This window comes from Pseudomonas sp. ES4 (assembly GCF_050586665.1).
In the GTDB taxonomy this organism is placed as follows: domain Bacteria; phylum Pseudomonadota; class Gammaproteobacteria; order Pseudomonadales; family Pseudomonadaceae; genus Aquipseudomonas; species Aquipseudomonas frederiksbergensis.
Genome location: NZ_JBOBDO010000006.1, coordinates 214851 through 228653, shown reverse-complemented (window position 1 = coordinate 228653; position 13803 = coordinate 214851). Strand labels below are relative to the sequence as shown.

The following is a 13803-nucleotide window of genomic DNA, read 5'->3' as shown; positions in this document are numbered from 1 at the left end:
TAAACGCAGTCATCAAAACCAAAGCCTGTGGTTGCTTTTGCCGTGCGCGTAGGTCTTGATGTCTGACGCGGCCAAACTTGGCGGCGGCGCATGCAGCGGGATGCTGATCGGCGACGATTATGGAATGGAGGCATCATGGCTAATCACTATAGCGAGCTTCTAACGACCCCCGGTGCCACGGGGTTAGTGCTCGCGAGTTCTATTGCGCGGTTGCCGCAGGCAATGATCGGCATTGGCATTATCACCATGCTGGTGCAGCAAACCGGTGTTTACTGGCTGGCCGGCGCAGTCGCCGGTACGTTTACCTTGGCCAATGCGCTGATCGGCCCGCATATCTCGAAACTGGTTGATCAGCGTGGCCAGAGTCGCGTGCTGCCCGTCGTCACCGCTTTCAGCATTGGCATGTTGCTGGCGCTGATCATCGCTGTGTACCTGCGGGCGCCGGTCGCGCTGCTGTTTGTTCTGGCGGCACTCGCGGGGACGATGCCGAGCATGCCCTCGATGATCAGAGCACGCTGGTCGCAGCTGTTCCGTGGCAAACCGCAATTGCACACGGCGTTCTCTCTGGACACCGTACTGACTGAACTCGCCTACATCATCGGCCCACCCCTGGCGATTGGTTTGAGCGTGAGTTTTTTCGCCGAAGCCGGGCCGCTGGTTGCCGTTGTGATGCTGGCGGTCGGGGTGACGGCTTTTCTTATGCAGCGCCAGACAGAACCGAAAGTGGTCGTGGGCAACATCAGCCGCACCAGCTCCACGTTGCTTATTCCCGGCGTACGCACCATCGTCCTCGCGCTGCTGGCGATGGGGATGATTGGCGGATCGATCGACGTGGCAGTCGTGGCCTTCGCCAACGCACAAGGCTGGCCAGAGTCCGCCACATTCATCCTCGCAGCCTATGCGCTCGGCTCGATGATTGCGGGTCTGACGTTTGGTGCGTTGAGGATTTCTCTGTCGATAGAAAAACAGTTTTTTATCGGGATATTGGTCACGGCACTCACAAGTGTTTTACCGATTTTTTCAGCGGACGTTTATATCCTTTCAGGGATGCTGTTTATCGCTGGCATGTCATTTGCTCCAACCATGGTGATGGTGATGCATCTGGGTACGATCATCGTTCCGCCATCTAGGATTACCGAAGGCCTGACGTGGATGACCACCGGCATCAGCATCGGCGTAGCGCTCGGTGGCATGCTTTCGGGTCTGGTTATCGATTCTTATGGCGCGCGGGCGGGATTCGGGGTGGCCATTGGCGCCGGGGTCGTGATGGTAGTAGTCGTGCTGGTTGGGTTGCGCACATTGAGTGCGGTCTCAGCTGCGAATGTTGAGCCAGCCTTTCAATAATTGGCACTGTCCGGAATTTCGCCCTAACCCAAGCCCTCTCCCCCAGGAGCGGGGACTGATTGGGGGATGCTCAAGATGCTCGGCAACTCGGAATTCATGCTTTGAATCCATAATCAACTCGGTCGCTCAGGTCGATGTATAGCGCCAGACACCCCGGTCGGCTCCCTCTCCTGGGGGAGAGGGCTGGGGAGAACGCCTCACTCAATCTCCAATCTGCCGCAACCGCTTGTAAAGCGTATTCCGGCTAACCCCCAACCTGCGGGCCAAATGGGAGATATTTCCCCCAGCCGCCTGCAACTGCCGATTCAATTCCTCGGCATCATTCAAGTCAACCGCTACCGGCTCCGGCAAATCCACCGGCTCCATCTCCAAATCAACAAAAAAATCATCCGGCAAATGCTCCGGCCGCACCGGTTGTTCCTCGGCCATGGCCAGCGCTACCTGCATCACGCTGCTGACCTGGCGTAAATTCCCCGGCCACGGGTGGCGCCCGAACAACTCCAATACCTCTCGGCTCAGCCCGGCCCACTGCGATGGCTCGCGGTGTTGTTCCCACAGGCGTTTGAACAAGGCCTCTTTATCACTGCGTTCTCTTAATGGCGGCAGTTCCAGGGTCAAACCGCCAATCCGGTAATACAAATCCTCACGGAAACGCCCCAATTGAACCTGTTCGCGCAATGAGCGGTTAGTTGCCGAAATAATCCGTATATCCACCGGGAACAACTCGCTGCTGCCCACCGGTTGCACACAACGCTCCTGCAACACTCGCAGCAGTCGAGCCTGAGTCGGCAACGGCATATCGCCGATTTCATCAAGGAACAGCGTGCCTTTGTCGGCCTTGCGGATCAGCCCGATGCTGCCTTTCTGGTTGGCACCGGTGAACGCACCTTTCTCGTAGCCAAACAGCTCAGATTCCACCAGTTCGGCGGGGATGGCGGCACAGTTGACGGCAATGAACGGTTTTTTACTCCGAGAGCTAGCCTGATGCAGGGCTTTGACGAAGACTTCCTTGCCCACTCCGGTTTCGCCGTGGATCAGCAATGGAATGTCTTTTTCCAGCAAACGCTCGGCCTGGCGCACGGCTTTTTCCACGCGGCTGTCACCGAAATGCAGGGTGTTGAGGCTAATCGCAGCTGGCGTCTCCACCGTAGGTTGCGCAAACAGCCGCGCCTGAATCACTGTCTGTTTCGGCCGCTTCAAAAGACATTGAAAGCGGTTGCGTCCTGAGGCTTGCAGGGCGAAGGGCAGGCCGTCCGGCTGGTTCAACAACTCCAGCAGCGAGACCTTGAACAGGCTTTCGACGCTGACCCGCGACAGACTGATGCCCAGCAGGTTGTCGGCCCGACGGTTGGCCGACAGCACCTGGCCGGTTTCGTCAAAGATCAGCAACCCGGCCCATTGGCTGTCGAGGTTATTCAGCCCGGTGTTGAAGGTCAGCTGGAAATGCTGGCCGTGGAACAGGTTGAGGATCAGCCGGTTTTCCACGGTCTGACTCATCATCTTGACCATGCCGAGGGTGTGGGACGGCGGCAGGTAGCTGTCGCTGGACACATCCAGCACCGCGATAACCTTGCGTTCGGCATCGAAAATCGGTGCGGCGGAGCCGGTCATGAAACGGTTGGCCTTGAGGAAGTGCTCATCGTGCTCGATGTGCACCGCCTGCTCGCAGGCCAGCGCGGTGCCGATCGCATTGGTGCCGCTGCAGCGTTCCATCCAACTGGCGCCGGCGCTGAAACCGCGGGTCAGGCTCGGCTCGATAAAACGCTGGGTGCCCCAGGACGTCAGCACCTGGCCCTGATTGTCAGCGAGCATGATCAGGCAGTTGGAGTTGCTGAGGATGTTCTCGTAATACGGCAGGACTTCCTGGTGAGTGGTTTGCACCAGTGAGTGCTGGCTCTCCAGCAATTGCGCAATGCCCTCGGCCGGCAACTGATCGAACGCCGGTGCGCTCTGATGATTGAGGCCGAACGCGCGGCATCGGGACCAGGAGTCCTGGATGATGGCGTCGTGGGAGAGCGGCAGGGCGGGTGCGGCCATGGCAGTCGATCTCTGAGCATTATTATTTTTGTTATGAGTAACGCGATCCCTGCTACAAGGGCGTGTGCGATTCAGAATTTCCCGCAGTAAAAGCATCCGTAGAGTGTTGTTCAGTATTGTTCATTGTCAACCGCCGGATTGTTCAATTGTTCAGTCGCGGTTGTTCATTTCTGTTCAGCAACGAACCCGGTTTTTCTTCCATTTTCAGGATTCCCAAGCCGGATCAACGGCTTGCAGTTTCTGGCACGAATGTCGCTCTGTTGCTCAGGTCGCTTGACTCCAATAATAAAAAGGCCGAGCCATGTCATTAACCCTGGAGCACGTCAGCCGCACCGTCGAGGGCCAGACCTGGATCGACGATGCGTGCCTTAGTTTCGAAGCCGGATCCTTCAACGTTTTGCTCGGGCGCACGCTGTCCGGCAAAACCAGTCTCATGCGCCTGATGGCCGGTCTGGACAAGCCCGACAGCGGGCGCATCCTGATGAACGGCGTCGACGTTACCCAGCGCCCGGTGCGATTGCGCAACGTGTCGATGGTTTATCAGCAGTTCATCAACTACCCAACCATGACGGTGTTCGAGAACATCGCCTCGCCCTTGCGCCAGGGCGGCATTTCCAATGAGCTGATCCAGAGCAAGGTGCTGGAAACCGCGAAGATGTTGCGCATCGAGAAATTCCTCCAGCGCCATCCGCTTGAACTCTCCGGCGGTCAGCAACAGCGCACGGCAATGGCCCGGGCGCTGGTCAAGGATGCCGAGCTGATCCTGTTCGATGAGCCGCTGGTGAACCTCGACTACAAACTGCGCGAAGAATTGCGTCAGGAAATGCGCGAGCTGTTCAAGGCTCACCACACCATCGCCATCTACGCCACCACCGAACCCAACGAAGCCCTGGCGCTGGGCGGCACCACCACCATTCTTCACGAAGGCCGGGTGATTCAGAGCGGCAAGTCTTCCGAGGTGTATCACCAGCCGCAAACCGTGCTGGCGGCGGAGCTGTTCTCCGAGCCGCCGATCAACCTGATGCCGGGGCGTATCGCCGGCAACGAAGTCAGCTTCGCCAATTTCGTGCACTTCCCGCTCAACGTCGATCTGCGGCCAGTGGGCGAGGGCGAGTTCCGCTTTGGCGTACGGCCGAGCCATATTTCGCTGGTGCCAAGCAACGATGATGACCTGGAACTGGCGGTGACCGTCGAGGTGGCTGAGATCAGCGGATCGGAAACTTTCCTGCACGTGCGCAACGAACATTTCCTGCTGGTGCTGCACTTGCCCGGCGTTCACGAATACGACGTCGATGCGCCGATTCGTATCTATATCCCGACCCATAAACTGTTTGTCTTCGATACGCAGGGGCGGCTGGTCCAGGCGCCCGGTCGACGTATCGCGAGGGTTGCCTGATGGCCGAAATCCGTTTGCAGCACCTTGCCCACAGTTACACCCGCACGCCGACCGGGCCCGAGGATTATGCGATTCGCGAGATGGACCACGTCTGGGAGCAGGGGGGTGCTTACGCACTGCTCGGGCCTTCGGGCTGCGGTAAATCGACCTTGCTCAACATCATTTCCGGATTGCTCAGTCCGTCCCAGGGCCAGGTGCTGTTCGACAGCAAAGTGGTCAACGACCTGACCCCGGAGAAGCGCAACATCGCTCAGGTTTTCCAGTTTCCGGTGGTCTACGACACCATGACCGTGTTCGATAACCTGGCCTTCCCGCTGCGTAATCAGGGCATGGCCGAGGCGAAAATTCACAGCAAGGTGCAGGAAATCGCTGAAGTCCTGGACCTCCAGGCGTTGCTGGGCAAGAAGGCGCGCAACCTCACCGCCGATGAAAAGCAGAAAGTCTCCATGGGCCGAGGGCTGGTGCGCGATGACGTGTCGGCGATTCTGTTCGATGAACCGCTGACCGTGATCGACCCGCACCTGAAGTGGAAGCTGCGGCGCAAGCTCAAGCAGATCCACGAGCAGTTCAACATCACCATGGTCTACGTCACCCACGATCAGCTCGAAGCCTCGACCTTCGCTGACAAGATCGCGGTGATGTACGGCGGGCAGATTGTGCAATTCGGTACGCCGCGAGAACTGTTCGAGCGGCCGAGCCACACCTTTGTCGGCTATTTCATCGGCAGTCCGGGGATGAACCTGATCGAGGTTCAGCCGCAGCCTGGAGGTGTCGGTTTCGCCTCGACGCATTTGCCGCTTTCCGATGCTCAGCAGAAACGCGTCGCCGAGTCCGAGTGGAAAACCCTGAAGGTCGGTATCCGTCCGGAGTTCGTGCACGTGTGGGATGAGCCGTTTGATGAGGCGATGCAGGCACAGGTCGTACACGTCGAAGACCTTGGCACCTACAAGATCATGACCCTGAACCTCGACGGCGCCCCTTTGAAAGTGCGCCTGGCCGAAGACAAGCCAGTGCCTGAGGGAATCGCCTACATCAGCTTCCCGGCTCAATGGTTGATGGTGTATGCCGACGAATACCTCCTGGAGACGTAGCCATGAACAAGGTGCAGAACAACAAGGCCTGGTGGCTGGTGTTGCCGGTGTTTTTGCTGGTGGCGTTCAGTGCGGTGATCCCGATGATGACCGTGGTCAACTACTCGGTGCAGGACATTTTCGATCAGTCCAGCCGCTACTTCGTCGGCGCCGACTGGTACAGGCAAGTGCTGCTCGATCCGCGCTTGCACGACTCATTACTGCGTCAGTTCATCTATTCCGGCTGTGTGCTGCTGATCGAAATCCCGCTGGGCATCGCCATCGCCCTGACCATGCCGACCAAGGGCCGCTGGTCGTCATTGGTGCTGATCATCCTGGCGATTCCGTTGCTGATTCCGTGGAACGTGGTGGGGACGATCTGGCAGATCTTCGGTCGGGCGGACATCGGTTTGCTCGGCGCCAGCCTCAAGGCCATGGGCATCAACTACAACTATGCGGCCAACACCATGGACGCCTGGGTCACGGTGCTGGTGATGGACGTCTGGCACTGGACGTCGTTGGTGGCGCTGTTGTGTTTCTCCGGTTTGCGGGCGATTCCGGACGTGTATTACCAGGCGGCACGGATTGATCGGGCATCGGCCTGGGCGGTGTTCCGACACATTCAGTTGCCCAAGCTCAAGAGCGTATTGCTGATCGCGGTGATGCTGCGGTTCATGGACAGTTTCATGATCTACACCGAGCCGTTTGTGCTGACCGGTGGCGGTCCGGGGAATGCCACGACCTTCCTGAGCCAGACCCTGACGCAAATGGCGATCGGGCAGTTCGACCTCGGCCCGGCGGCGGCTTTCTCGCTGGTGTACTTCCTGATCATCCTGTTGGTGTCCTGGCTGTTCTACACGGCCATGACTCACTCTGACGCCAACCGCTGAGGTCTGCCATGAGTAAAAGAAAGCTCATTCCGTTGCTGATTTACATCCTGTTCCTGCTGGTACCGATCTACTGGTTGCTGAACATGTCCTTCAAGAGCAACACCGAAATCCTCAGCGGCCTGACGTTGTTTCCGCAGGATTTCACCTTCGCCAACTACAAGGTGATTTTCACCGATCCGGCCTGGTACACCGGTTATCTCAACTCGCTGTACTACGTGAGCCTGAACACGGTGATTTCCCTGAGCGTGGCCTTGCCGGCCGCGTATGCGTTCTCGCGCTATCGGTTCCTCGGTGACAAGCACCTGTTTTTCTGGCTCCTGACCAATCGCATGGCGCCGCCAGCGGTGTTTTTGCTGCCGTTCTTCCAGCTGTATTCCTCGATTGGTTTGTTCGACACCCACATCGCGGTTGCGTTGGCTCATTGCCTGTTCAACGTGCCATTGGCGGTGTGGATCCTTGAGGGCTTCATGTCCGGCGTGCCGAAGGAAATCGACGAAACCGCCTACATTGATGGCTACAGTTTTCCCAAGTTCTTCGTGAAGATCTTCGTTCCGCTGATCGGCTCCGGGATCGGTGTGACGGCGTTTTTCTGCTTCATGTTTTCCTGGGTCGAGCTGCTGCTGGCGCGGACGCTGACCTCGGTCAACGCCAAACCGATTGCGGCGGTGATGACGCGCACGGTCTCGGCGTCCGGCATCGACTGGGGCGTGCTGGCGGCGGCGGGGGTGTTGACTATCCTGCCAGGCATGCTGGTGATCTGGTTTGTTCGCAACCACGTGGCCAAGGGCTTTGCCCTGGGCCGGGTCTGAGGAGCTGATGATGGAATGGATGAGTTGGACCGGCCCTACGGCGGCATTCTTCAGCGTCATTGCCTTGATCCTGGTGGGCATGACGACCTGGGAACTGCGTTCGCCGAGCATTCTTCGCCGTGGTTTGTTGCCGATTGCCACCACCCGTGGCGATCGGTTGTTTATCGGTCTTCTCGGCAGCGCCTACCTGCATTTGCTGGTAATCGGCGTCACCGACTGGAGCATCTGGGTGGCGTTCGCGTTGTCCCTGGTGTGGCTGTTGGCTGTGATGCGTTGGGGCTAGTCGAATCGCTCGGCAAAGTTGCTCCGAAACCCTATAAGGAGGTCTCTATGTTCGACAAAAACAATAAGCTGCGACATAGCGTTTCATTGGCAGCCATGCTGGCACTCAGCGGGTTGAGCGCTGCAGCCTGGGCCGATGCCTATGAAGACGCCGCCAAGAAATGGATTGGCAGCGAATTCAAACCGTCCACCCTCACCCCGGAACAGCAGCTCGAAGAGTTGAAGTGGTTCATCAAGGCGTCCGAGCCGTTTCGCGGGATGAGCATCAAGGTGGTTTCGGAAACCATCGCGACCCACGAATATGAATCCAAAACCCTGGCCAAAGCCTTTACCGAAATCACCGGGATCAAGCTGACCCACGACTTGCTGCAAGAAGGCGACGTGGTGGAAAAGCTGCAGACCCAGATGCAATCGGACAAGAACATCTATGACGGCTGGGTCAACGACTCGGACCTGATCGGCACGCACTTTCGCTACGGCAAAACCGAATCGATCACCGACCTGATGGCCAACGAAGGCAAGGCTTACACCTCGCCGACCCTGGACATCAAAGACTTCATCGGCATCTCGTTCACCACCGCGCCGGACGGCAAGATCTATCAGCTACCCGACCAGCAGTTCGCCAACCTTTACTGGTTTCGCGCCGACTGGTTCGAGCGGGCGGACCTGAAAGCAAAATTCAAGGAAAAATACGGTTATGAACTGGGCGTGCCGGTGAACTGGTCGGCCTATGAAGACATCGCCAAATTCTTCAGTGAAGACATCAAGGAAATTGACGGCAAGCGCGTCTACGGTCACATGGACTACGGCAAGAAAGATCCGTCCCTGGGCTGGCGCTTCACCGATGCCTGGTTCTCGATGGCCGGCGCTGGCGACAAAGGCATTCCCAATGGCTTGCCGGTGGACGAGTGGGGCATCCGCGTCGAGGACTGCCATCCGGTGGGCTCCAGCGTGACCCGTGGCGGCGACACCAACGGCCCGGCGGCGGTCTATGCCACCACCAAATACGTCGACTGGCTGAAGAAATACGCGCCACCGGAAGCGGCGGGCATGACCTTCTCGGAATCCGGTCCGGTGCCGTCCCAGGGCAACATCGCGCAGCAGATCTTCTGGTACACCGCGTTTACCGCCGACATGACCAAACCGGGCTTGCCGGTGATGAACGCCGACGGCACGCCGAAATGGCGGATGGCACCGTCGCCGAAAGGTCCGTATTGGGAAGAGGGCATGAAACTCGGTTATCAGGACGCCGGTTCCTGGACCTTCCTCAAGTCCACGCCTGAGAAACAAAAACTCGCAGCCTGGCTGTACGCGCAGTTCGTGACCTCGAAAACTGTCTCCCTGAAGAAAACCATCGTCGGCCTGACACCAATCCGCGAGTCGGACATCAACTCGCAAGCCATGACCGACCTGGCGCCGAAACTCGGTGGTCTGGTCGAGTTCTATCGCAGCCCGGCCCGTGTGCAATGGACCCCGACCGGGACCAACGTGCCGGACTATCCGCGTTTGGCACAACTGTGGTGGAGCCACATCGCCGAAGCGGCCAGCGGCGAGAAAACCCCGCAACAGGCGCTGGATGGTCTGGCCAAGGATCAGGACGCGATCTTGACCCGTCTGGAACGCTCGAAGGCGCAAGCCACCTGCGCACCGAAAATGAACCCCGAACGTGACGCGCAGTACTGGTTGGACCAACCGGGTGCACCGAAGCCGAAACTGGCGAACGAGAAGCCTAAAGGTGAAACCGTGAGCTATGCCGAACTGCTGAAATCGTGGGAGGCGGCGCGTAAGTAAGCGTCTGTAATGTGAAACGCAAACGGCACCGTGAGGTGCCGTTTTCTTTGGCGCCTGATCCATTGCAATCGCGAGCAGGCTCACTCCTACAATGATCTGCGGTGTTCACAGCATTTGTGACCGGCACAACGCCTGTAGGAGTGAGCCTGCTCGCGATAGCAGTGTGTCAGGCAACAAAGGTGTTGACTGACCGGGCGCCTTCGCAGGCAAGCCCGTTCCCGCAGGTTTCAGTGATGTCTACAGATTCTGTGGCCACCCCCGATCACTGTGGGAGCCGGGCTTGCCCGCGAAGTGGCCGGCCCGGATATTGGAAGTCGGGAGCCGGACACCTCAGCGCGCCACCCGCTCAACCGCAGGAAATCCCAACCGAAACACCGTCATCGCCCCCGGCAAGCTCTTCACCTCGGCCACACCCTGATGCAGGCTCATGATCGACCGCACAATCGCCAACCCCAACCCGGTGCTGCCCTGTGAACGCGAGCGGCTGCTGTCGACCCGGTAGAACCGATCAAACAGGTGCGGCAGATGCTGCGCCTCAATCCCAGCGCCCGGGTTGCTGACCAGCAACGAAACCTGGGTCGCGCCGCGCTCAATCAGCAGCGTTACGGTTTTCCCGGGCGGGCAGTGGCGTAGTGCGTTGGACAGCAAATTCGAGATCGCCCGTTGAATCATCAACCGGTCACCCATCACCTGCGCACTGCCGACCACGTTCAGATGGACCTGCTTGTCCTGCGCCGACAGGGAAAACATTTCGGCGACTTTCCAGGCTTCTTCTTCCAGGGCAACCGACTCGAACGGCGCGAGCGCCGACGGGTGACTGACCTGTGCCAGAAACAGCATGTCCGAGACAATCCGCGCCACGCGCTCCAGCTCTTCAGTGCAGCAAACAAGCACATCCTTGTACTCATTCACGCTGCGTTCGCGGGACAACGTCACCTGCGCCTTGCCCATCAAATTGTTGATCGGCGTACGCAGCTCATGCGCCAAATCATCAGAGAACTGCGACAGCTGCTGCACACCGGCGTCGAGACGATGCAGCATGAAGTTGATGCCCTGCGCCAGTTCGCTCAGCTCCTGGGGCATGTTCACCACCGACAGCCGATGATCCAGATCCTGGGTCGAGACCATCGCCGCCACTTTGCGAAATTCACGCATCGGCGCCAGACCGCGCTGCACCGCGCCCCAGGCACTCAGTCCGATAAAGATCAGCAGCAACGGCAAGGCAATCAGGGTCGAGCGCAGGTAGGCGCTGAGCAAGGCCTCATCGTGGGCGTTGTCCATCGATAACAGCACCGGGACGCGGGTGCCGTCCTTGAGGCTGATCAGCCTGGACGCTGTGAGGAATTTCGCCCCCTTGGCGTCGGTGTTGGTGGTGTAGGCCAACTCGTCGCTGACGGCCCGCACCGCCTTCAATTCAAGTCGCGGATCGGCCATGCCGGTGCCGGATTTGAGCAGTTGCGTGCGCAGGTTGTTGCGGTCGTAAATGGTTAGCGTGAGGTTGTCATGGCCCATGACCTGATCAAGCAGGATGTGCGGTTTCGCCCTGATTTCGCCGGGGTCGGTGTACAGCGACAGGCTGTGTTCAACCTGCTCCATCTTCTTCTCCAGACTGTCCCTGGATAACCCGTTCAGCTCATGGGTCAGGGCGAAATACGCCAGGATCGCCAGGAACACCACGAGCAGCGCGCCGAGAATACTGACCGTCAGCCCCAGCCGCATCGACAGGCTGGCCGGCTTCATTCCCGCGACTCCAGCACGTAGCCGACACCGCGCAGGGTGTGGATCAACTTGTTGTCGAACGGGTCATCGATCTTCGCCCGCAACCGCCTGATCGACACTTCGACCACGTTGGTGTCGCAGTCGAAGTTCATGTCCCACACCAGCGAAATGATCTGGGTGCGGGTCAGCACTTCGCCGGACTGGCGCATCAACAGATGCAGCAGGGCGAACTCCTTGGTGGTCAGGTCGATACGCTGTTCGCCACGAAACGCACGATGACGGCCAGGGTCGAGTTCCAGGTCGGCGACTTTCAGTACCTGCGGCACCGGGATGTTCTCGCTGCGACGCATCAGAGAGCGCACCCGTGCCAGCAATTCCGGAAACTCGAACGGCTTGAGCAGATAATCGTCGGCGCCCAGATCGAGGCCACGAATCTTGTCAGCCAGGCGACCGCGCGCGGTGAGCATCATCACCCGCGTGGAGTGAGTGCGACGCAGTTGTTCCAGCACGCCCCAGCCGTCCAGTTCCGGCAGATTCACATCCAGAATGATCAGGTCATAAACCTGTTGTTGCGCCAGATGCAATCCATCGGCGCCATTGGCGGCGTGGTCAACGATATAACCACTTTCCGTCAGTCCCTGATGTAAGTATTCGGCAGCTTTAAGCTCGTCCTCGACGACAAGGATTCGCATGATCAATCACCACTTTCATTGAATGGATATTTAATTAAGGTGGCCGGGAAAGTTGTTGTTTTTGTAAGGGCTTCCGGACGGGTTTGAATAACGACTCACTATTTTCCTACAGCACTTTCTCCGTTTGCAGGCGTGCAAGGTAAAGGCTGTAGTGACTACAGAGTCAACCGATTACTCGGTGTTGAGGCTTTAAAACCACAGTCTGCGACAGCCTGTCGCAGCAGGCGGGAACAAAAATCCATCTGCCTCATGAGAGCTGAATTGAGACAAGTACTGTTCGACGGATGACGGCACATCATTTGTTTCTATGTATTGCTAGTTAAGTATTTGCGCTTTGCATGCTAGAGCAAAACAACTTGGCGCAACCGTGGATAACGGATTTGTAATGTTTCAGTCACCTTGTCGATAAGTTCAAAACCCTACCGTGGCGGCATCGAAGATTCTTGATTAAAGGAAGTATTCCATTGCCCGGTTTAAGAGAACTGACGGCGCGGTCACGCCTGAAAAAAACGGCGTGGGTGGTCATGGTCAGCGGCGGTTTGTTGCTGGCCGGCGCGCCTTTTGCCAATGCATCGACCCTGACCCTCGATCAGGCCCTGCAAACCGCATTCGCCGGCAACCCGGATCTGGCAGCGGCGCAATGGGAAATCGGCATCGCCGAGGGTGACCGCCAGCAGGCCGGTCTGATCCCCAACCCCGAAGTGTCGTGGGAAGCCGAGGACACCCGCCGCGATTCGCGCACCACCACAGTGATGCTCAGCCAGCCGATTGAACTGGGCGGCAAGCGCGGCGCGCGGATCGATGTCGCCAGCCGCGCCCAGGACGCCGCCGGGATCGAACTGCAGCGCAAGCGCAATGTCTTGCGCGCCGATGTGGTTCAGGCGTTCACCAGCGCCCAGACTGCGCAGCAACGCGTGCAGTTGTCTCGCCAGTCGCTGCAACTGGCCGAGCACGGATTGCGCGTGGCGCTGGGGCGGATCGAGGCGGGCAAGTCGTCGCCAGTCGAAGGCACACGGGCGCAAGTGCAACGCTCCGAAGTGCGACTGGAACTGAGCCGCGCCGAACGGGATCAGGCCAACGCCTATCAGCAACTGGCGCAGGTCATGGGCGCACCGTTGCCGACTTCGACCACCGTGCAGACGGCCACGCAAAGCATGCCCGCCGTGCCGCCGCCGACCCGCTTGCTGGAGCGCCTGAACGAGACCGCCGAGCTGCAGCTGGCCACGTTGCAGATCGATCAGCGCGAGGCATCGTTGGGACTGGAGAAGGCGCAACGGATTCCCGACCTGACCGTGAGCATCGGCAGTCAGTACAGCGAACAGGAGCGCGAGCGGGTCAACGTGGTCGGGCTGTCGATGCCGATTCCGCTGTTCAACCGCAATCAGGGCAACGTGCTGGCGGCAGCGCGCCGTACCGATCAGGCGCGGGATCTGCGCAACGCCACCGAGCTGCGCTTGCGCACCGAAATCCAGACCACCCTTGAGCAATGGCAGACCGCCAACGGCGAAGTCCAGGCGTTCAACCAGACCATCCTGCCCGCCGCACAACGTGCAGTGGACAGCGCCACGCGCGGCTTCGAAATGGGCAAGTTCGGTTTCCTCGACGTGCTCGACGCCCAGCGCACCCTGATCAGCGCCCGCACCCAATACATCCAGGCCGTTGCCGAGGCGACGGACGCGCGGGTGCGCATCGAACGCATTTTCGGCGACCTCGGCGCACTCGCCGTCAGCCCTTGAATTTCACCTTTCAGATCACTGCGCGATGGCATGGCGC

Annotated in this window: 11 protein-coding genes; 8 read left to right on the top strand and 3 right to left on the bottom strand. The window is 59.0% G+C overall.

Annotated elements, in window-relative coordinates; translation table 11 throughout:
• Positions 1-135 precede the first annotated feature (135 nt).
• Entirely contained in the window at positions 136-1344 is a 1209-nt protein-coding gene (locus ACQ4OB_RS10040) for an MFS transporter (RefSeq protein WP_074878251.1), read from the top strand.
• Between the two features lie 201 nt (positions 1345-1545).
• On the opposite strand, the gene ACQ4OB_RS10035 is transcribed toward ACQ4OB_RS10040, so the two are convergent.
• Complete coding sequence (locus ACQ4OB_RS10035; RefSeq protein WP_076027935.1) at positions 1546-3381, bottom strand: sigma-54-dependent Fis family transcriptional regulator; 1836 nt, start codon at positions 3379-3381, stop codon at positions 1546-1548.
• A 301-nt stretch (positions 3382-3682) separates the two neighbouring features.
• Here ACQ4OB_RS10035 and ACQ4OB_RS10030 point away from each other — a divergent pair, with 301 nt between their 5' ends.
• From ACQ4OB_RS10030 to ACQ4OB_RS10005, 6 genes are read left to right on the top strand one after another with little or no spacing between them, the layout of a single operon-like run.
• Entirely contained in the window at positions 3683-4777 is a 1095-nt protein-coding gene (locus tag ACQ4OB_RS10030; RefSeq protein ID WP_076027934.1) for an ABC transporter ATP-binding protein, read from the top strand.
• Positions 4777-5868, top strand: coding sequence for an ABC transporter ATP-binding protein (locus ACQ4OB_RS10025; RefSeq protein ID WP_430955621.1), 1092 nt, complete (start codon positions 4777-4779; stop codon positions 5866-5868). The genes ACQ4OB_RS10030 and ACQ4OB_RS10025 overlap by 1 nt, the downstream gene beginning before the upstream one ends.
• Positions 5869-5870: 2 nt before the next feature.
• Positions 5871-6737, top strand: a complete 867-nt coding sequence (locus ACQ4OB_RS10020; protein WP_074878246.1) for a carbohydrate ABC transporter permease — start codon at positions 5871-5873, stop codon at positions 6735-6737.
• An 8-nt stretch (positions 6738-6745) separates the two neighbouring features.
• A complete protein-coding gene (locus ACQ4OB_RS10015; protein ID WP_017339615.1) occupies positions 6746-7546 on the top strand; it encodes a carbohydrate ABC transporter permease in 801 nt (266 codons plus the stop codon).
• A 10-nt stretch (positions 7547-7556) separates the two neighbouring features.
• A complete protein-coding gene (locus tag ACQ4OB_RS10010) occupies positions 7557-7829 on the top strand; it encodes a DUF2160 domain-containing protein (RefSeq protein WP_008146061.1) in 273 nt (90 codons plus the stop codon).
• Positions 7830-7876: 47 nt separating this feature from the next.
• Positions 7877-9619: an extracellular solute-binding protein gene (locus ACQ4OB_RS10005; RefSeq protein WP_076027932.1), complete on the top strand. Its 1743-nt coding sequence runs from the start codon at positions 7877-7879 to the stop codon at positions 9617-9619.
• A 330-nt stretch (positions 9620-9949) separates the two neighbouring features.
• Here the strand turns inward: ACQ4OB_RS10005 and ACQ4OB_RS10000 are convergent, their stop codons facing one another.
• Positions 9950-11359: a heavy metal sensor histidine kinase gene (locus ACQ4OB_RS10000; RefSeq protein ID WP_074878242.1), complete on the bottom strand. Its 1410-nt coding sequence runs from the start codon at positions 11357-11359 to the stop codon at positions 9950-9952.
• The gene (locus ACQ4OB_RS09995; protein WP_074880806.1) at positions 11356-12030 is read right to left on the bottom strand and encodes a heavy metal response regulator transcription factor; all 675 of its coding nucleotides are present in this window, start codon (positions 12028-12030) and stop codon (positions 11356-11358) included. The genes ACQ4OB_RS10000 and ACQ4OB_RS09995 overlap by 4 nt, the downstream gene beginning before the upstream one ends.
• 464 nt (positions 12031-12494) lie before the next feature.
• On the opposite strand from ACQ4OB_RS09995, the gene ACQ4OB_RS09990 reads away from it, so the two are divergent.
• Positions 12495-13766 (top strand): TolC family protein, encoded by a 1272-nt coding sequence (locus ACQ4OB_RS09990; RefSeq protein WP_430955620.1) that lies wholly within the window; start codon positions 12495-12497, stop codon positions 13764-13766.
• Positions 13767-13803 lie beyond the last annotated feature (37 nt).